Raw genomic sequence first — 17623 nt, 5'->3', positions numbered from 1 at the left:
GCAGGAAAGAATTCCAGATAGTGGAGGGAGGGGGGGTGGATTTGTCAAAAAGTTTAATAGAGAATTCAGTGGGTGGTTGTTCAAGTGGATTTGTCAGTATCTTTGTCTTAAACCTAGTCGTTCTCTGTTCTTATAAAATGTTTGGGGTATGTGAGGATTTTCTTTTGTCTTATCTTGTCGACAAATCGATATTCCTTGTCGAAACGTTGATATATTGAAATAATCGTTGATATATTCCCGTTTATGATCGATATATTTGAAAAATCGTTGATATATTTAGCTGAACACCCACCCGGGTATCCTCTCCCGAGCCAAGCCAAGACAAATCCGCAAAACAAAAAAGCGCCCTGCACAGCAGGACGCTTTCTTCATACATATATTATCCAGTTCCAGCGGCTAGAATAAGCCGCTGCCACTTTTAAATATTGTCCAGCTTCGCCTCCTAGACCCTCATGTCTAAGAACCTTCCGCACGAGAAGATAAAAAGCATCTTCTGTGCGAAAGAACCTTAGCCAACGGGTCTGAACAGTCGGCTCCGCATTTCTATTTAACCAATAGAACCTTCCATCTCAAACTTGATTAGGCGGTTCATTTCAACTGCGTATTCCATTGGAAGTTCGCGAGTGAATGGCTCGATGAAGCCCATTACGATCATTTCTGTAGCTTCTTGCTCAGAAATACCGCGGCTCATTAGATAGAATAATTGTTCTTCTGATACTTTCGATACTTTCGCTTCGTGCTCAAGTGAAACGTAATCGTTTTTGATTTCGTTGTAAGGAATTGTATCAGATGTAGATTGGTTATCCATGATTAACGTGTCACACTCGATGTTAGAGCGAGAGTTTTTCGCTTTTGGTCCGAAGTGTACGATACCACGGTAAGTTACTTTACCACCATGCTTCGCAATCGATTTAGAAACGATTGTTGAAGACGTGTTTGGTGCTAAGTGAATCATTTTCGCACCAGCATCTTGGTGTTGGCCTTTACCAGCAATCGCGATAGATAATGTTAAACCACGAGCGCCTTCGCCTTTTAAGATAACTGCTGGGTATTTCATCGTTAATTTAGATCCGATGTTACCGTCAATCCATTCCATCGTTGCGTTTTCTTCACAAACCGCACGTTTTGTAACTAGGTTGTATACGTTGTTCGCCCAGTTTTGGATTGTTGTATAACGGCAATATGCATCTTTCTTAATGATGATTTCTACTACCGCACTGTGAAGTGAGTTAGTCGTGTAAACAGGTGCTGTACAACCTTCTACGTAGTGTACGTGTGCGCCTTCGTCTACGATGATAAGCGTACGCTCGAATTGTCCCATATTTTCAGAGTTAATACGGAAATACGCTTGAAGTGGTGTATCAACTTTAACACCTTTTGGAACGTAGATGAATGATCCACCAGACCAAACTGCAGAGTTTAATGCAGAGAATTTGTTGTCTGTTGGTGGGATTACTTTTCCGAAATGCTCACGGAAAATATCTTCGTTCTCTTTTAATGCGCTATCTGTATCTTTGAAGACGATTCCTAGAGCTTCTAGGTCTTCTTTCATGTTGTGGTATACAACTTCAGATTCGTACTGTGCAGATACACCAGCTAAATATTTTTGCTCAGCTTCTGGAATACCTAATTTATCAAATGTTGCTTTAATTTCATCAGGTACTTCATCCCAAGACTTCTCAGATTTCTCAGATGGTTTTACGTAGTACGTAATTTCATCGAAATCTAAGTCGTTTAAGTCGCCGCCCCATTGTGGCATTGGCATTTCGTAGAACTTATCCAGTGATTTTAAACGGAAGTCTAACATCCACTGTGGTTCTTCTTTCATACGTGAAATTTCTTCAACGATCTCTTTTGTTAAACCGCGTCCAGCACGGAAAATCGAAACGTCTTTGTCTTTGAAACCATATTTATAATCGCCGATATCTGGCAGTTGCTTCGCCATGTTGGTGTGTCCCTCCTTAGATAACCTCGTTTTTAGGAACCTTTAACATTACTTATCTTCGTTTAAGCCCTTTTCTAACGCTTTCCACGCTAATGTTGCACATTTAATACGTGCAGGGAACTTGCATACGCCTTGTAATGCTTCAATATCTCCTAAATCGATGCTGTCATCGTACTCTTTTCCTAGCATCATGTCAGAGAAAATTTTCGAAAGCTGAAGTGCTTCTTCAATTTTCTTACCTTTTACTGCTTGTGTCATCATTGAAGCTGAAGACATTGAGATTGAACATCCTTCACCTTCAAACTTCGCCTCTTGCACAATACCTTCTTCTACTTTCATCGTAAGTTGAATACGATCGCCGCAAGTTGGATTGTTCAAGTTAACGGTAACACTATCTTCTAACACGCCATGGTTACGAGGATTTTTGTAATGATCCATAATAACTTGACGATATAACGTATCTAAATTATTAAATGACATTTGTGAAATACTCCTTTGTCTTGATTAGCGATTCAACAAATGTATCAATTTCTTCTTTTGTATTATATAAATAGAAGCTCGCACGTGCTGTTGAAGAAGCTTTTAGCCACTTCATAAGCGGTTGTGCACAGTGATGTCCTGCGCGAACTGCAATGCCTTCTACATCTAATACAGTCGCTACATCGTGAGGATGTACGTCTTCAATATTAAATGTAACAAGACCAGCGCGATGCTTTGGACCATAAATTGTAACGCCATCTACTTCTGATAGTCTTTCTAAAGCGTATTGCGCTAATTCATGCTCATGCTTTTCAATATTATCAAGACCGATTTCTTCTAGGAAATCAATTGCCGCACCAAGTCCGATTGCATTACCGATAATCGGTGTACCTGCTTCAAACTTCCACGGAAGCTCTTTCCACGTAGATTCTTGTAAATCTACGAAATCAATCATTTCACCACCAAATTCAATTGGCTCCATATTGTTCAGCAATTCTTTTTTACCATATAATACGCCGATACCTGTAGGTCCGCACATCTTATGAGCAGATAATGCGTAGAAATCACAGTTTAAATCTTGTACATCCACTTTCATGTGAGGTGTACTTTGTGCACCATCAACGACCATAATTGCGCCATTTTCGTGTGCGATTGCTCCGATTTCTTTTACAGGGTTAATCGTTCCAAGTACGTTTGATACTTGCATAATAGAAACGATTTTTGTATTCGGTGTAACTGTTTGACGAACATCTTCTAAAGAAATTGTACCGTCTGGTTGAAGCGGAAGGTATTTTAAAGTTGCACCAGTTTTCTTCGCAACTTGTTGCCACGGAATGATATTACTATGGTGCTCCATGTAAGAAATAACGATTTCATCGCCCTCTTTTACATTTTCAAGACCATAGCTAGCTGCTACTGTATTTAATGCAGTTGTCGTTCCGCGCGTGAAAATAATCTCTTCCATTGATTTCGCGTTAATAAACTTGCGAACTTTCTCACGTGCACCTTCATACGCGTCGGTAGCTTTCGTACCGAGCGTATGAACACCGCGATGCACGTTAGAATTATATTCTTTATAGTAACGTTCTAACGTTTCAATGACTTGAATTGGTTTTTGAGAAGTTGCTGCACTATCGAAATAAACAAGTTGTTTGCCGTTCACTTTTTGATCAAGAATTGGAAACTGTTTGCGTATTTCATGAATATTCATTAGCGAACTTTCCTTTCAATTACCTCAACAAGCTGTGCCTTTACTCCTTCAATTGGAAGCTCATTAACTACAGGTGCTAAGAATCCATGGATGACTAAACGTTCTGCTTCGCGTTTTGGAATACCACGGCTCATCAAGTAGTATAGTTGGACTGGATCTACGCGACCTACTGAAGCTGCGTGACCTGCCATTACATCATCTTCGTCGATTAAAAGAATTGGGTTTGCATCACCACGTGCTTTTTCATCTAACATAAGAACGCGAGAAGATTGTTGTGCATTTGATTTAGATGCACCGTGTTCAATCTTACCAATTCCGTTAAAGATAGATGTTGCACTATCTTTTTGTACACCGTGTTTTAAAATCCAACCTTCAGAGTGTTTACCGAAGTGAACAACTTTAGTTGTAAAGTTTTGTGTTTGGTTACCACGGCCAATTGTTACTGTTTTCGTATCAGCATATGAACCGTCGCCCATTAAGTTCGTAACGTTCTCTGAAATTGTGTTTCCATCATTCATAAGGCCTAGAGCCCAATCAATACGGCCGTCGCGTCCTACAACGCCGCGGCGGTTAACGTAAGTTGTTACGTCTTTTGCTAATAGATCAACCGCACCGAATTTCACTTGTGCGCCTTGTTCCACGATTACTTCTGCCACGATATTTGCAATACCTTTAGCATTTTCATTTGCAACGTAGTTTTCTACATAAGTTGCAGTACTGTTCGCATCAGCTACGAATAGTACGTGATTATATACGTTAGCTTCTTCGCCATCTACTAAGAATACAGCTTGAAGTGGAGTTTCAAGAACAACGTTTTTCGGAACATATACGAATGCACCGCCGTTGATTAATGCAGCATGAAGTGCAGTTAGACGATGCTCGTCTACTTTCACGCCGTCTTTCATTAAGTACTTTTGTACTAGTTCAGCATGCTCAGTTGCAGCTGTTACGATGTCTGTGAAAATAACACCTTTTTCTTTTGCTTCGTCTGCTAAAGAAACGAATGCAGTTGTACCAGTACGTTGCACTAATACGCTGTTATTTTCATCGATTAAGTTTTTCACTGCTTCTGGAAGTTCAGTTAAAGAACTTACAGGCTCTTGCTTAGCAGCGTCGCCTTTTCCGATAAAGTCCCATTTGTCAATTTTCGTTTTATCAGGCGTTGGCATTGGAAGTTCAGTTGCTTGTGCAAGAGCTTGTAAGCGGAACTCAGTCAACCAAGCTGCTTCGTTTACTTCGCTTGCGCGTTGACGGATTGTTTCTTGATCGAAAGGTAATGTACCGATTGTCATGTTTATGCTCCTCTCTTACGCTTCTTGCTCTGTTGTTTCGTCTTCAATACCTAATTCTTTTTTAATCCAGTCGTAACCTTCAGCTTCTAGACGTTGTGCAAGCTCAGGGCCACCAGATTTAACGATACGACCGTTCATCATAACGTGAACGAAGTCTGGAGTGATGTAGTTTAATAAACGTTGGTAATGCGTAATCATTAGGCAACCGAACTCTTCGCCGCGCATTTCGTTAATACCTTTAGATACAACTTTTAATGCATCGATATCAAGACCTGAGTCAATTTCATCTAAGATTGCGATTTTTGGCTCAATCATCATTAATTGAAGAATTTCGTTACGTTTTTTCTCTCCACCAGAGAAACCTTCGTTTAAGTAACGTTGTGCCATTTCTGGATCCATTTCTAGGAATTCCATGTTTTTATCTAATGTACGGATAAATTTCATAAGAGAAATTTCATCGCCTTCTTCACGACGTGCATTAATTGCAGAACGTAAGAAGTCAGCGTTTGTTACTCCGCTAATTTCACTTGGATATTGCATTGCTAGGAATAGACCCGCTTGTGCGCGCTCGTCTACTTCCATTTCTAATACATCTTCACCGTCGATGATGATGCTACCTTCTGTTACTTCATACTTTGGGTGACCCATAATTGCAGAAGATAAAGTTGATTTACCTGTTCCGTTAGGTCCCATAATTGCGTGGATTTCTCCACCTTTTACTTCAAGGTTTACACCCTTTAAAATTTCTTTGCCATCAATTGATACGTGTAAGTCTTTAACCGTTAATGTAGAACCAGCCATCTCAATACCTCCATTAATCCTATATATACATTTTAAAAATTCCTAAAACGTTCATATTCTCATTTTATTCTCATTCTAATTTTATATCAAATAAAATGATATCGCAAACGACGAAAAAAAGTAACCGTTTTTTCACAAATGTATATAAGTATTTCCTTCACATCTTTCTATGATACACCTTTCTTCTTATTTATATAAAGAAAAAAGGACTGGTAATTTTCCAGCCCTTTCCTTATATTTATTCACTTACCGGAAGTACAGCACCTTTATATTCTTTATTAATAAAATCTTGAATTTCTTTTGAATGTAGCACTTCTACTAGCTCTTTAATTTCTTTTTTCTTCTCATCACCTTTACGAACTGCAATGATGTTTGCATACGGAGAGTCTGATCCTTCAATCGCAATTGCATCCTTTGTTGGATTTAATTTTGCATCAATTGCATAGTTTGAATTAATAAATAAAGCATCTCCCTCATTATTTTCATACAATTTCGGTGAAAGTCCCGGTTCAACATCTGTTTTAAATTTTAAGTTTTTCGGGTTTTCTACAACATCTTTTACTGTTGCTTTAACAACATCTACTCCGTCTTTTAATTTAATAACGCCACCTTTTTGTAACAGCGCTAGCATGCGGCCACGCTCCGCTACGTTATTACTCATAATCACTGTTCCGCCATCTGGTAGGTCTTTTAAGCTTTTATATTTCTTAGAATAAATGCCCATAGGTTCTAAATGGATTTTTCCTGCGTTTACAATTTTATATCCCTTTTCTTGAATTTCTTTATCTAAGTAAGGAATGTGCTGGAAGTAGTTCGCATCAATTTCTTTATCCGCTAAAGCCTTATTCGGCAACACATAATCTTGGAATTTTTTAATTTCTAATTTAATACCCTTTTTCTCTAAAATCGGCTGTGCCTTTTCTAAAATAACAGCGTGTGGCACGTTAGAAGCTCCCACAACAAGCTTATTCTCCTCTTTTCCTCCGCAAGCAGCTAATGTAAATACAGACAACGCTGTAACAATTGACAGTAGAACCTTTTTCATATGCTTTCCCCTTCTCCCCAATAGTTATGTAGTTATAAAAAGAGCCGGCATACACCAGCCCTTTTCAGCAATTATTCTTTTACAGGAACAACCGCCCCTTTATATTCTTTATTAATGAAGTCTTCAATTTCTTTAGAATGCAATACTTCTACAAGAGCTTTAATCTCTTTCTTATCTTTATCGCCTTTACGAACAGCTATTATGTTTGCGTATGGTGAATCATTTCCTTCAATTGCAATTGCATCTTTTTCCGGATTTAACTTTGCATCAATTGCATAGTTAGAGTTAATTAAAACAGCGTCGCCTTCTTTATTGTTATACACTTGTGGCAATAAACCAGGCTCGATATCCGTTTTGAATTTTAGATTTTTCGGATTATCTGCAATATCTTTTGGAGTTGCTTTAACTGGATCTATTCCGTCTTTAATTTTTAAAATACCTTCTTTTTGTAAAATTGCTAAACCACGTCCGTGGTCAGCAACTGAATTACTCATAATAATTGTCGCACCATCTGGAAGCTCTTTTAAACTCTTATACTTTTGAGAGTACACACCAATTGGTTCTAAATGAATCTTTCCTGCTACTTCAAAGTCATACTTTTTATCTTTAATTTCTTTTTCTAAATACGGAATATGCTGGAAGTAGTTTGCATCTAATTCCTTATCCGCTAACGATTTATTTGGTAATACGTAGTCTTGGAATTTTTTAATTTCTAATTCAATTCCTTTTTTCTCAAGTAACGGTTTTGCCTTTTCTAAAATAACAGCGTGCGGTACGTTAGAAGCACCAACAACAAGTTTCTTTTCATCTTTATCTTTCCCGCCACAAGCAGCTAATCCAAAAATTGAAGTTGAAATAAGTGCCGTAAGTAATAATTTTTTCATTTGAAACATCCTCCCGTTTTTCATTATCGTTTATCTATTCGAGTCGTTAAACTATCACCAATCCACTGAATTAAAAATACAACTAGTAATACACAAATTGTCGCAACGATTGTTACATCGTTATTCCCTCTTTGGAATCCTTCTAAGTAAGCAAGTGTTCCAAGGCCACCAGCACCAACAACTCCTGCCATTGCTGTATAGCCTACTAAAGCAATTGTCGTAACCGTAATACCAGATACTAATGCTGGTAACGATTCTGGAATTAACACTTTCAAAATAATTGTGCTTGTTTTTGCTCCCATTGCTTTTGAAGCTTCAATTACACCTTTATCAATTTCGCGAAGTGCGATTTCAACCATTCTCGCGTAGAATGGTGCCGCTCCAATAATTAAAGCCGGCAAAGCTGCACTTGCTCCAAGAATTGTTCCAAGAAGAATCTTTGTGAATGGGATTAATAAAATAATTAAAATGATGAATGGTATAGAACGGAATATATTTACGAATGCTCCAATCACCGTATTAATTGATTTGTTTTCCCATAAATTATCTTTTGCTGTCATGAAGAGTAACAATCCTAAAATGAGTCCTAAAACAAATGTCGCAAGAGCTGCGATTGCCGTCATATATAACGTTTCACCAGTTGCTTCTAACATTTGATTCCAATCAACATTTGTGAGTAACTTATCCATGTGCAATCACCTCCAGCTCTACTTGATCTTGATGAATTCCTTCTATTGCTTGCTGGATCGCTGTTTCCTCACCATTTAAATGAACAACTAAACTACCGTAAGAACCGTTATTCGTTTGTGCGATATTTCCTTGCAAAATGCTAACTTCTATGTCACTGCGTTGCATCAATCGTTGAAGCACTGGTCTTTCTACAGCCTCACCGATAAACTGCAAACGAATTACTTTTCCATCTGGATATTTTTCAATTAAACTTTCAATCGTTTCATTTGTATCTTCAGAATCCGTTAACTGCTGTACAAATCGTTTCGTAATATCTTGCTTCGGATTACGGAATACATCAAGTACTGGACCTGTTTCTACAATCTTTCCTTTCTCCATTACCGCAACACGATTACAAATCTTTCGAATTACGTGCATCTCATGTGTAATGAGTACAATTGTTAAACCAAGGCGCTTATTAATGTCTAATAGTAAATCCAAAATTTGATCTGTCGTTTCCGGATCAAGAGCTGACGTTGCTTCGTCACATAAAAGCACTTGTGGATTGTTAGCTAATGCTCTTGCAATCCCGACGCGTTGCTTTTGTCCCCCGCTCAGCTGAGATGGGTACGCGTCTCCTCTTCCTTCTAATCCAACAAGATGAATTAATTCATCAACACGTTTTCTTCTCTTCTCTTTATCAACACCTGCAATTTCAAGTGGAAACTCTATATTTTCACGTACAGTTCGTGACCAAAGTAAGTTGAAGTGCTGAAAAATCATTCCGATTTCTTGCCTTGCCTTACGAAGTTCACTTCCTGTAATTGCTGATATAACACGATTTGCAATTGTAATTTGGCCAGAAGTCGGTTTCTCTAACTGATTAAACAATCTGATTAAAGAACTTTTCCCAGCGCCGCTATATCCAATAACACCAAATATTTCACCTTTTTCTATTTTTAAATTGGCGTTATCTACAGCAGTGACATCACCGCTTTTCGCCTTATATATTTTCTTTACGTTCTCTAATAGAATCATGATGTTCACCCCTTTTTTAAATAAAAAGCGCAAGCGGATCGTTTAGAACAAGAGGGCGTTTAAATCCCTGACGTAGAGGCGCTTTTTGCCTCATAGGAAGGGATGACACGACCGACTGTTCTAGCCGCTGGAGCTAGATTTCATAAAGATTTTAGGTCGACTCCGCAATTTTTTATTTTTAATGCGTGTAGTCCACTGTTATCATTACTTTTATTATTTGAATGTCCTCCACATTCAAACAATAAAAAAACCTTTCTGCTTTAGAGAAGCAGAAAGGTTTTTATGCGTATATAACAACATTATCCCTCTCTCTCATCTCTCAAAGCATTTGCTTTGCAGGAATTGGCACCATTTCAACATAAGTTGACGGTTGCCGGGCTTCACAGGGCACAGTCCCTCCACCTCTCTTGATAAGAGAAATCAGATTCAATTTTCGTCTGATTTGAAATTTATGAAATTGTCTATATTTTATGACTTGAATTGTATCAATATACACTCACCATGTCAACAGAAATTTTCGCAAAAAATGAAACTTCAGAATTTTAAGCACCTACTGACATCGGTTTACATATATGAAACATCGATTCCACTAATAACATCGTTCGGTACGTTCCCGAATATTGTACACGTCCATCATTCATTAGCATTTGCAATCGTACATTTCCATTCACCAATTGTTCTATATCCTTTTCATCTAAGCAAATGATTTGTTCCGTTCCTCTTTCTTCATGTACCAGCTCTATATAATCTCTTGAAATTTGTAACGAACAACTTTCATCTCCAAAACGAAAATTAACAGTTTTTTCTTCTTGTCTTAAAAGCGGTTCTAAATGATATTGAGCATTAGCGTAATTTACAAATGATTGAAGCAAAGAATATAATCTCACCCTAAATCACATCCTTCATATCACTTTCTATTACATACCATTCCCTCTCACTAAAGAGCAATCCTGTTATTTTCGCTCGACAAATACTGTATCCACCCTGCATCTCGACATATTTCCCAAGAAATATGTCGAGGCGGCAAAAATTTTGCCGCCTACTTTAATTCCGTATATAAATATTCAACCGAATGAAATGCGTATATCTTCTTCATCAGTGTCCCATTTTCAAAAACAAGTAAACAAGGTACACTTTCAATCCCATACTCTTTCGCTAAATGCGGAGCATAATTTAAATCTAACATCCCAATTTTGAGGCCTTCAATTGTCATCTCAACGACTGTTAACATCTTTTTTGCTAATTGGCATGTTCCACACATTGGAGTATATACATATAATACTGTTTTTTCTTCGTTCTCTATTAGGGCTGTAGCTTCGGCTCCTGTCCAATCAATCACTTCTATCATTCCTTACCGTAAATATTCTGTATAAACGTCAATGTCGGCTCCCCATAATACATTTGCTAAGTGTGTAGATGGCGCAGTTGCCACTTCTCGGTACGAGCGATCAATATAGATATGCTCGGCTTGCGGGAATTCTTTTCGAAATTGTTTCCTTAACTTTTCTCCAGCATCATCAGCATCCACTAGCACATACACTTCCTTATCAAAAAACTGATCAACGAGCTCATCCATTTTCGACAAACCAATTGTACCATTTGTACAAACAATTTCCACCGGTTCACGAATAATAGATTCAATCTTTCTTCTATCTGATGTACCTTCTACAATAATGACTTTTTCTACATAAATCATATGTCATCACCCGATCACCATATACTATATAACCTTGAACTTAGTATATAGTATATTCGTTATTTTCATGTTGTTTCCTGTTTATTTTTGCAAAAGAAAAGCGCAAGCGGCTCATTCAGATTGTGAGGGGGATGGAGCTTCTGACGTAAAGGCGCTTTTGGCCTTGCAGGAAGAAGCGAAGCCACCGAACAATCTAGCCGCTGGAGCTAGACAATGAAAAGCGCAAGCGGCTCATTCAGATTGTGAAGACTTATGAAACCTTACCACAAAACAGTTTTTCTCATAATAGCTTATTTATTTACATATAACTTGAATTTCATTATTTCACAAAAAATAAAAAAGGACAGCACAAAGGCTGTCCTTTAGTCGACTATAATTAGTCTTGGTTTGTCATTTCTGCATATTTTTCTGCAGTTAATAACTTCTCAACTTGGCTTGCATCAGAAAGTTCAACTTTAACCATCCATGCACCCTCGTATGGAGATTCGTTAACAAGTTCTGGTTGGTCACTTAATTCTTCGTTTACTGCTACAACTTTACCGCTTACAGGTGCGTATAACTCAGAAACTGTTTTAACAGATTCTACGCTTCCGAATGGCTCGTTAGCTTCGATTGTTGCACCTACTTCAGGAAGTTCAACGAATACGATATCGCCTAGCTCACCTTGTGCAAAGTGAGTGATACCGATAACAACTTCATTACCTTCAGTTTTTACCCATTCGTGTTCTTCAGAGTAACGTAAATTATTTGGAATGCTCATGACTGTACCTCCAGTGAATGTATTAATTATGTAAAAATACCTTATTGGTACTTTTTCCACACACTTTCAAACTGCTCTTCGTTAAAACCAAGTGTTACATTCGTTCCATCTGTTACAATTGGACGTTTAATCAACATGCCATCAGATGCTAAAAGCTCATACATTTCGTCTTCGCTTGCATCTTTCAACTTATCTTTTAGACCAAGTTCACGGTAACGCATTCCACTTGTATTAAAGAATTTTTTTAATGGTAATTCACTTTTTTCATGTAAATTACGTAAATCTTCTTTTGATGGTGGATTTTCAACAATATGAATCATCTCATATGCTACATCGTTTGCCTCAAACCATTTCTTTGCCTTTTGACATGTGCCACACTTTGGATATGAATAAAATGTTACTGTCATAAATTCACCTACTTTTTTACTAACCTTTACCTTTATCATATAGAAAACGTTTTATTATTTCAAACCATTATTCGCTAAACTTTTACTTATTTCGTGATAATTTTTAATAATCCTGCGAATTTTTCTTATTTTTCCGCCATTTGTTAAGAAAAAAATAAATATATAAATTTTTTAGATTCTGCACCAAACATATATCTTAAACAAGCGTTTGATTAATTCTCCATTTTCTTTCTTAACCTTTGAACTACAGGAGTTTCTTTCTACCGAACATACAGCTTAAACAAACGTTTGATTAATTCTCTATTTTTCTTTGTTAACCCTTGAGTTACATCGGTTTCTTCCTACCGAACATACAGCTTAAACAAACGTTTGTTTAAAAAAACAAGAAGCCTCTTTTGCAGGCTCCTTCATTATCTATTTAAATAATCTGCAATTGTTTGAAATACGACGATATACATATTATGAATACTTTCTTCTGTATTTCCACCATTCGATAAACCAACTGCCCATTGTTGTCCTTCACCACTTCCGATATTCGCAAACCCTTGCGTATACATAGCATTTACATCTTTTCGGGCACTGTTATACTCTATCCCTTTTGTAATAAAAATCGAATATGATTTATCTTGTAAACCGATAAAAAACACTGGTTTCTTTAGTGATGAAAATACATTTTTATATTGCTCTGTTGAGGCTTCTTGAAAGTGATCTTTCATTATTAGAAAACCATCTACTTCCTTAGATTTCTTTTCCAGTTCCTCTAACTTCATTTCCTCAAACTTTATATTCCTAAACGTATCTTTCGGTTTTTCTCCAACAACTCCAATTACGAGTGCTCTTCCGTTATATTCTAATTTCTCTCCTTCTTTATCCTTTGCACACCCAGCACCGACTAGGCATATCAATATAAAAAATAAGAAATACGATAAACGCTTCATTTAGCACCCTCCCCTTCTTTTTAGTCAAGTGACAAAAACGTAAGGTTAATTCAAGAAAATGTAAGTAAAATCGATAGCCCAATTCACGTTTCTATATTATAATCAATTGAATTTACTTACATTACTAAACATAGGAGATCAACATGAAGAAATTTAAACTTTCATCTTTTCTTCCGTTAAGTTATATACTTCTACTCGTGCTCGTAAGTCCCCTTTACGACGTATTAAATAAATCGACTGTTCACGCAGTAGACGTTACAACTGTAGTGGATGATTGGATTCCATTTGTAAAAGCATTTATTATTCCTTATTTACTTTGGTTTCCATACTTATACGGCGCACTTATTTATTACTGTTTTGCTGACCGAAAGCAATATTATGTTACTTTAAGTAGTGTTATTTTTGGAAAGCTTGCTTGTTTTTCTATTTATTATTTTTGGCAAACAACGGTACCACGTCCGACTGTCGTTGGAACAGATGTATTTTCTGAACTAGTTCGCTATATTTATAGTATCGACCAGCCAGTAAACTGTTTCCCTAGCATTCACGTTCTTACTACATTTGTAATTATGTTAGCTGCCTTTAAGCGTAGAGAACAGCATGTTTTTGAATATTACATCCTTACTTTCTTCGGTACACTTATTATTTTATCAACGCTATTTACGAAGCAGCATGCCTTTGTAGATGCCGTTTCTGGAATGACGCTTGCAAGCATACTTTACTTCGGCGTTCAGCTCTTATTGGCCAAAGAACCAATAAGAGTTCCAGTAAAACAAAATCATAGAATGTAGCATGACAAAAAAGCAGACTGTGGCTTCAGTCTGCTTTTATCTATTATTAAGGAGATTTTCAATTTAAGATTGCGGTACAGTCATATCACCAGAATGAATACGACCTGCTTTTTTAAGAGCAATGTAAAGTATATAAGAAACAGCTACTGGAATGACGATATAAGTAATTACCATCGCCGGGATAACTTCCCATCCTTGGCTGGAAATTAAATTAATTGGTGCGATAAGAGAACTTAATCCAAGACCTGCAATTTCCTTTCCTGCTTCCAGTTGGAAAATTAATGCTGATACTGGACCGACTATAGCACTGGCGACGACAGTTGGGACGAGAATCATTGGATTTTTAGTGATATTTGGCAATTGTACTTTCGGAGTACAAAGTGCTTGAGCTAATATGCCACCTAAATTGTTTTCTTTCGCTGAGATGACAGAGAATCCGATAAACTGAGCAACGCATCCGGCAAGAGCAGCACCACCTGCAACACCGTCTAAGCTAAGTGCAATTGCTAACGCAGCTGATGAAGCTGGAGAGATAAGTAATAGTCCCCAAACTACTGCAATGACGATAGAAGCGATGAATGGGCTACCAGCTGAGCTATCTTTAATAAACGCTCCAACTGCATTTAAAACAGGAGTAATATTATGAGATAACCAAATGCCTACTAAACCAGAACCTAATATGGCCGCAAATGGAACGAGCATCATATCTAACGCAGTTTTTCCACTTAAACGTTTACCAATATATACAGCTAAAGTTGCTGTTAATAATGCACCGATTGGCTCACCTGTTTTAATAATTAGACCAGCTTCAGTAATTGAAATGGATCCGGCACCAATCGCTCCGGCTACCATCGCCGAGAAGATTACAAGACCGTTTGCACTGAGCATAAAAGCAATGCCGGCACCAATTGCCGGTGCCATTAGTGATTTTGCAACAACTCCGATTGTAATAAGTAATGGTATATCAACAATTCTTCCTATATTTTCGATCAGTAAACCAATTCCGAGGGATACGAAAATACCTTGTGCGATTCCAGCAGATGCTTTAAATACACGAGACATTATATATTCCTTCATTTGTTTCACCTTCTCCTATAAGTTAGTAACCAATTGTTTTCATATAATCACGTAAAATATCGTTTGATTTTGCGAATCGAGATTCTTCATCCTCTGTTAAATTGAGTTCTACAACTTCTCTTATACCGTCTCTAGTAATAATAGCTGGTACTCCTGTACAAATATCATATTCACCGTACTCACCATCTAAAATGGCTGAAACAGCAATGACACGGTGATCATCATTAAAGATTGAACTCGCAATATATGCTAGAGAATTTCCAATCCCGTAATAAGTAGTTCCTTTACGTTTATAAATTTCCCAGCCAGCTTTTGCAGTCTTCTCAACAATTTCATCTAAATCTATTTCACCAAATCGTTCTTTTTGTTCTTCTAAAATTTGCAGAATTGGCTTTCCACCAACAGTTACATGAGACCAAGCAACCATTTGAGAATCACCATGTTCTCCTAATGAATACCCATGAATACTACGAGGATCTACATGTAGCATTTCAGATAAAATTGTTCTTAAGCGAGAAGAATCTAGTGATGTACCAGTACCGATTACGCGATTTCTAGGTAATCCAGATAATTTCCACACTTCATATGTAATAATATCAACTGGGTTCGATGCAAGTAAGAAAATACCATCAAATCCACTTGCCATTACACCACCAACAACACTTTCCATAATCTTCGCACTCGCTCCTAAAGTATCTAAGCGACTTTGTCCAGGTTTTGGTGCTGGTCCTGCTGTAATAATAACAATGTCCATATCTTTGCAGTCTTCATAGCTTCCTGCATATACTTTTGTTCTTGTATTTGTAAAGTTAATGCAATGTGATAAATCCATTGCTTCCCCAACTGCACGTTCATGATTTATATCAATTAATAATAGCTCTTCGCAAATACCTTGATTCACAATAGAATACGCACAACTTGATCCAACTAATCCAGTACCGATAATTGCAATTTTTCTTGTATGTCTTTTCATAGCAATCTCTCCTAATTGATCATATAATCTATTTCTTTTGTTCTTTACAATCCTAATTATAGAGGTTCTCACGATAGAAACCATGGATACTTTGTGAAATATTGAACAAAGTATTTGTCCTTTTTGTGAATTGTTATATTCCATTTTCGTCATATTTGTTACAACTGGAAAAATATTTATTATGTATTTATTGACATATACAAAAAGAAAACGAGCGAATAAATTCGCTCGTCTTCTTTTTCCTGTTATTCCGCACTTAATTGACTTTTTAATTGCTGTACAATCATTGGATTAGCAGGTGCTGCCGGTTTGTAATAACTCTTTTGCTTTGCATACTCATACATATTACGTTGGCGCGCCTCGTCTTGATTACGAATTTGAATTAACGTTTGATGTAACTGTTCATTATCAGACTGAGCAATATAATTTGCATAGCTTGTTAAACTTGCATTTAATCCTGCTAAATAATCATTTACCATATCTTTTTCATTCATTTTCCGCTTCCTCCTATCCTAGGAAAGTCATTAATTGCTGTTTCGTATTTCGTGCATCTTGCGCATCTTTTTGTAGCATTTGTTTCAGTTGTGGATCTGTACACGTCTGTGCATACTGCTCCAACTTGTTAATAATTGTTGCGTGTCCACCAATTAAATGACGTAAATTTTCTACTTCAAGCTCTGTTAAGTTTTGCATATAACATACCCGCCTTTCTTTGTTCATTCATCATTAGTATTTGGTTCTTTTTGGATTGTATTCATCAACTTTTCCCACATATAAACAAAATAAAAGATGAATAGCTAGGCCATTCATCTTTTATGCTAAATATTCATTCAATTTTATAAAGAAACAATCATACTTATACTCACAAGTAGGTTCCATACAATATGTAAAATGATGCTAGGTAAAATAGATTGTGTTTTCTTATATAACATAGCAAATACAATCCCCATAATCATTGCCGTAACTGGAAAACCACCATGAAGAATCCCAAAGATAAAGGAAGAAATAATGATACCAACTAGAAAACTATATTTCTTTTCAAAAAATCGATACAAAATACCTCTATATAAAATTTCTTCTTTAATTGGTGTAATTATAGCAACACTTAACACATATATAATACTTTGTAGACTATTTTGAAGTCCTAAGCTCCCTAATTGATCTCGTTGCTGCTCTGCACTTTCAAAGCTAAACAACTCTAACATTACATACTGAGTTAATGCAATGATGATAAAACCTATTAATAAATACAAGTAGGTTTTCCCATTTTTTAAAATAGATAAATCCCATATGTTCTTAATAAAATGAAGCACTGGTTTATACGCAAATAAAACAATAGTAACAACAGCTGCATCAAATAGAAGTAAATAATATCCCTCTAAATTAGCACGTAATACCTCTTCTCCAAAAATTCCAAGGGCTAAAGCAAGGAATAATCCCCCTAAGAGTGAGAACCCTAGAATGCTTGCAATCGTTACAACTAGATTTTTATATGTTATGTTATCTACTTCTCTTTCTGCATTATACGCGTCTAATACTGTTTTTCTCATACCATTCCTCCATTTGTTTTCATTACCTTAACAAAAACCCTTTAATACAAATATATAGATAATATAA

The 17623-nt window shown here is 36.7% G+C and carries 21 protein-coding genes and 1 riboswitch; of the genes, 1 reads left to right on the top strand and 20 read right to left on the bottom strand.

Annotation, left to right across the window (positions count from 1 at the left end; translation table 11 throughout):
* Window positions 1–547: 547 nt before the first annotated feature.
* The 15 genes from sufB to M1D66_RS02380 all read right to left on the bottom strand — a co-directional run bounded on the left by sufB (window position 548) and on the right by M1D66_RS02380 (window position 13165).
* Window positions 548–1945, bottom strand: a complete 1398-nt coding sequence (gene sufB, locus M1D66_RS02450) for a Fe-S cluster assembly protein SufB (protein ID WP_001118827.1) — start codon at window positions 1943–1945, stop codon at window positions 548–550.
* A gap of 48 nt (window positions 1946–1993) precedes the next feature.
* Window positions 1994–2425, bottom strand: coding sequence for a Fe-S cluster assembly sulfur transfer protein SufU (gene sufU, locus M1D66_RS02445; protein WP_000009523.1), 432 nt, complete (start codon window positions 2423–2425; stop codon window positions 1994–1996).
* Window positions 2415–3635: a cysteine desulfurase SufS gene (gene sufS / locus M1D66_RS02440; RefSeq protein WP_001020767.1), complete on the bottom strand. Its 1221-nt coding sequence runs from the start codon at window positions 3633–3635 to the stop codon at window positions 2415–2417. The genes sufU and sufS overlap by 11 nt, the downstream gene beginning before the upstream one ends.
* Window positions 3635–4927: a Fe-S cluster assembly protein SufD gene (sufD, locus tag M1D66_RS02435; protein ID WP_000152167.1), complete on the bottom strand. Its 1293-nt coding sequence runs from the start codon at window positions 4925–4927 to the stop codon at window positions 3635–3637. The genes sufS and sufD overlap by 1 nt, the downstream gene beginning before the upstream one ends.
* Window positions 4928–4942: 15 nt before the next feature.
* The gene (gene sufC, locus M1D66_RS02430) at window positions 4943–5728 is read right to left on the bottom strand and encodes a Fe-S cluster assembly ATPase SufC (RefSeq protein ID WP_000929160.1); all 786 of its coding nucleotides are present in this window, start codon (window positions 5726–5728) and stop codon (window positions 4943–4945) included.
* A gap of 238 nt (window positions 5729–5966) precedes the next feature.
* Window positions 5967–6773, bottom strand: coding sequence for a methionine ABC transporter substrate-binding lipoprotein MetQ (gene metQ / locus M1D66_RS02425; protein ID WP_000757005.1), 807 nt, complete (start codon window positions 6771–6773; stop codon window positions 5967–5969).
* A 71-nt stretch (window positions 6774–6844) separates the two neighbouring features.
* Window positions 6845–7657, bottom strand: coding sequence for a methionine ABC transporter substrate-binding lipoprotein MetQ (gene metQ / locus M1D66_RS02420; protein WP_242554972.1), 813 nt, complete (start codon window positions 7655–7657; stop codon window positions 6845–6847).
* A 23-nt stretch (window positions 7658–7680) separates the two neighbouring features.
* Window positions 7681–8346: a methionine ABC transporter permease gene (locus M1D66_RS02415; protein ID WP_000359557.1), complete on the bottom strand. Its 666-nt coding sequence runs from the start codon at window positions 8344–8346 to the stop codon at window positions 7681–7683.
* The gene (locus M1D66_RS02410; RefSeq protein WP_242554971.1) at window positions 8339–9364 is read right to left on the bottom strand and encodes a methionine ABC transporter ATP-binding protein; all 1026 of its coding nucleotides are present in this window, start codon (window positions 9362–9364) and stop codon (window positions 8339–8341) included. Before M1D66_RS02410 ends, M1D66_RS02415 begins: the two co-directional genes overlap by 8 nt.
* 309 nt (window positions 9365–9673) lie before the next feature.
* Window positions 9674–9781, bottom strand: a riboswitch (SAM riboswitch).
* Between the two features lie 125 nt (window positions 9782–9906).
* Window positions 9907–10251, bottom strand: coding sequence for a hypothetical protein (locus tag M1D66_RS02405; RefSeq protein WP_001242136.1), 345 nt, complete (start codon window positions 10249–10251; stop codon window positions 9907–9909).
* 152 nt (window positions 10252–10403) lie between these two features.
* Entirely contained in the window at window positions 10404–10712 is a 309-nt protein-coding gene (locus tag M1D66_RS02400; protein ID WP_002025020.1) for a thioredoxin family protein, read from the bottom strand.
* Window positions 10713–10715: 3 nt separating this feature from the next.
* Window positions 10716–11060, bottom strand: a complete 345-nt coding sequence (locus tag M1D66_RS02395; protein WP_000640870.1) for a toprim domain-containing protein — start codon at window positions 11058–11060, stop codon at window positions 10716–10718.
* A 376-nt stretch (window positions 11061–11436) separates the two neighbouring features.
* Window positions 11437–11820, bottom strand: coding sequence for a glycine cleavage system protein GcvH (gcvH, locus tag M1D66_RS02390; RefSeq protein ID WP_000026897.1), 384 nt, complete (start codon window positions 11818–11820; stop codon window positions 11437–11439).
* A 41-nt stretch (window positions 11821–11861) separates the two neighbouring features.
* Window positions 11862–12227 carry an arsenate reductase family protein gene (locus tag M1D66_RS02385; RefSeq protein ID WP_000218968.1) on the bottom strand — a complete coding sequence of 122 codons (366 nt, stop codon included), beginning with the start codon at window positions 12225–12227 and terminating at the stop codon, window positions 11862–11864.
* Between the two features lie 410 nt (window positions 12228–12637).
* Entirely contained in the window at window positions 12638–13165 is a 528-nt protein-coding gene (locus M1D66_RS02380) for a hypothetical protein (protein ID WP_000826874.1), read from the bottom strand.
* A gap of 143 nt (window positions 13166–13308) precedes the next feature.
* On the opposite strand from M1D66_RS02380, the gene M1D66_RS02375 reads away from it, so the two are divergent.
* Entirely contained in the window at window positions 13309–13956 is a 648-nt protein-coding gene (locus tag M1D66_RS02375) for a phosphatase PAP2 family protein (RefSeq protein ID WP_000713775.1), read from the top strand.
* 63 nt (window positions 13957–14019) lie between these two features.
* On the opposite strand, the gene M1D66_RS02370 is transcribed toward M1D66_RS02375, so the two are convergent.
* The 5 genes from M1D66_RS02370 to M1D66_RS02350 all read right to left on the bottom strand — a co-directional run bounded on the left by M1D66_RS02370 (window position 14020) and on the right by M1D66_RS02350 (window position 17556).
* A complete protein-coding gene (locus M1D66_RS02370; protein WP_149215223.1) occupies window positions 14020–15033 on the bottom strand; it encodes a PTS sugar transporter subunit IIC in 1014 nt (337 codons plus the stop codon).
* A 22-nt stretch (window positions 15034–15055) separates the two neighbouring features.
* A complete protein-coding gene (locus tag M1D66_RS02365) occupies window positions 15056–16006 on the bottom strand; it encodes an L-lactate dehydrogenase (protein ID WP_000820648.1) in 951 nt (316 codons plus the stop codon).
* A 245-nt stretch (window positions 16007–16251) separates the two neighbouring features.
* Window positions 16252–16500 carry a spore coat protein gene (locus tag M1D66_RS02360; RefSeq protein WP_001002981.1) on the bottom strand — a complete coding sequence of 83 codons (249 nt, stop codon included), beginning with the start codon at window positions 16498–16500 and terminating at the stop codon, window positions 16252–16254.
* A gap of 13 nt (window positions 16501–16513) precedes the next feature.
* A complete protein-coding gene (locus M1D66_RS02355) occupies window positions 16514–16699 on the bottom strand; it encodes a hypothetical protein (protein ID WP_001180555.1) in 186 nt (61 codons plus the stop codon).
* 143 nt (window positions 16700–16842) lie between these two features.
* Window positions 16843–17556 (bottom strand): CPBP family intramembrane glutamic endopeptidase, encoded by a 714-nt coding sequence (locus M1D66_RS02350; RefSeq protein WP_212125911.1) that lies wholly within the window; start codon window positions 17554–17556, stop codon window positions 16843–16845.
* Window positions 17557–17623: the final 67 nt, after the last annotated feature.

Source organism: Bacillus sp. PK6-16, assembly GCF_056530295.1.
The sequence above is the reverse complement of the archived record's forward strand: the minus strand, read 5'-3'. Positions and strand labels throughout refer to the sequence as shown.

Coding starts and splice junctions, on each gene's coding strand:
- sufB (WP_001118827.1), bottom strand. CDS start 1,945: ATGGCGAAGCAACTGCCAGATATCGGCGATTATAAATATGGTTTCAAA.
- sufU (WP_000009523.1), bottom strand. CDS start 2,425: ATGTCATTTAATAATTTAGATACGTTATATCGTCAAGTTATTATGGAT.
- sufS (WP_001020767.1), bottom strand. CDS start 3,635: ATGAATATTCATGAAATACGCAAACAGTTTCCAATTCTTGATCAAAAA.
- sufD (WP_000152167.1), bottom strand. CDS start 4,927: ATGACAATCGGTACATTACCTTTCGATCAAGAAACAATCCGTCAACGC.
- sufC (WP_000929160.1), bottom strand. CDS start 5,728: ATGGCTGGTTCTACATTAACGGTTAAAGACTTACACGTATCAATTGAT.
- metQ (WP_000757005.1), bottom strand. CDS start 6,773: ATGAAAAAGGTTCTACTGTCAATTGTTACAGCGTTGTCTGTATTTACA.
- metQ (WP_242554972.1), bottom strand. CDS start 7,657: ATGAAAAAATTATTACTTACGGCACTTATTTCAACTTCAATTTTTGGA.
- M1D66_RS02415 (WP_000359557.1), bottom strand. CDS start 8,346: ATGGATAAGTTACTCACAAATGTTGATTGGAATCAAATGTTAGAAGCA.
- M1D66_RS02410 (WP_242554971.1), bottom strand. CDS start 9,364: ATGATTCTATTAGAGAACGTAAAGAAAATATATAAGGCGAAAAGCGGT.
- M1D66_RS02400 (WP_002025020.1), bottom strand. CDS start 10,712: ATGATAGAAGTGATTGATTGGACAGGAGCCGAAGCTACAGCCCTAATA.
- M1D66_RS02395 (WP_000640870.1), bottom strand. CDS start 11,060: ATGATTTATGTAGAAAAAGTCATTATTGTAGAAGGTACATCAGATAGA.
- gcvH (WP_000026897.1), bottom strand. CDS start 11,820: ATGAGCATTCCAAATAATTTACGTTACTCTGAAGAACACGAATGGGTA.
- M1D66_RS02385 (WP_000218968.1), bottom strand. CDS start 12,227: ATGACAGTAACATTTTATTCATATCCAAAGTGTGGCACATGTCAAAAG.
- M1D66_RS02380 (WP_000826874.1), bottom strand. CDS start 13,165: ATGAAGCGTTTATCGTATTTCTTATTTTTTATATTGATATGCCTAGTC.
- M1D66_RS02375 (WP_000713775.1), top strand. CDS start 13,309: ATGAAGAAATTTAAACTTTCATCTTTTCTTCCGTTAAGTTATATACTT.
- M1D66_RS02370 (WP_149215223.1), bottom strand. CDS start 15,033: ATGAAGGAATATATAATGTCTCGTGTATTTAAAGCATCTGCTGGAATC.
- M1D66_RS02365 (WP_000820648.1), bottom strand. CDS start 16,006: ATGAAAAGACATACAAGAAAAATTGCAATTATCGGTACTGGATTAGTT.
- M1D66_RS02360 (WP_001002981.1), bottom strand. CDS start 16,500: ATGAATGAAAAAGATATGGTAAATGATTATTTAGCAGGATTAAATGCA.
- M1D66_RS02355 (WP_001180555.1), bottom strand. CDS start 16,699: ATGCAAAACTTAACAGAGCTTGAAGTAGAAAATTTACGTCATTTAATT.
- M1D66_RS02350 (WP_212125911.1), bottom strand. CDS start 17,556: ATGAGAAAAACAGTATTAGACGCGTATAATGCAGAAAGAGAAGTAGAT.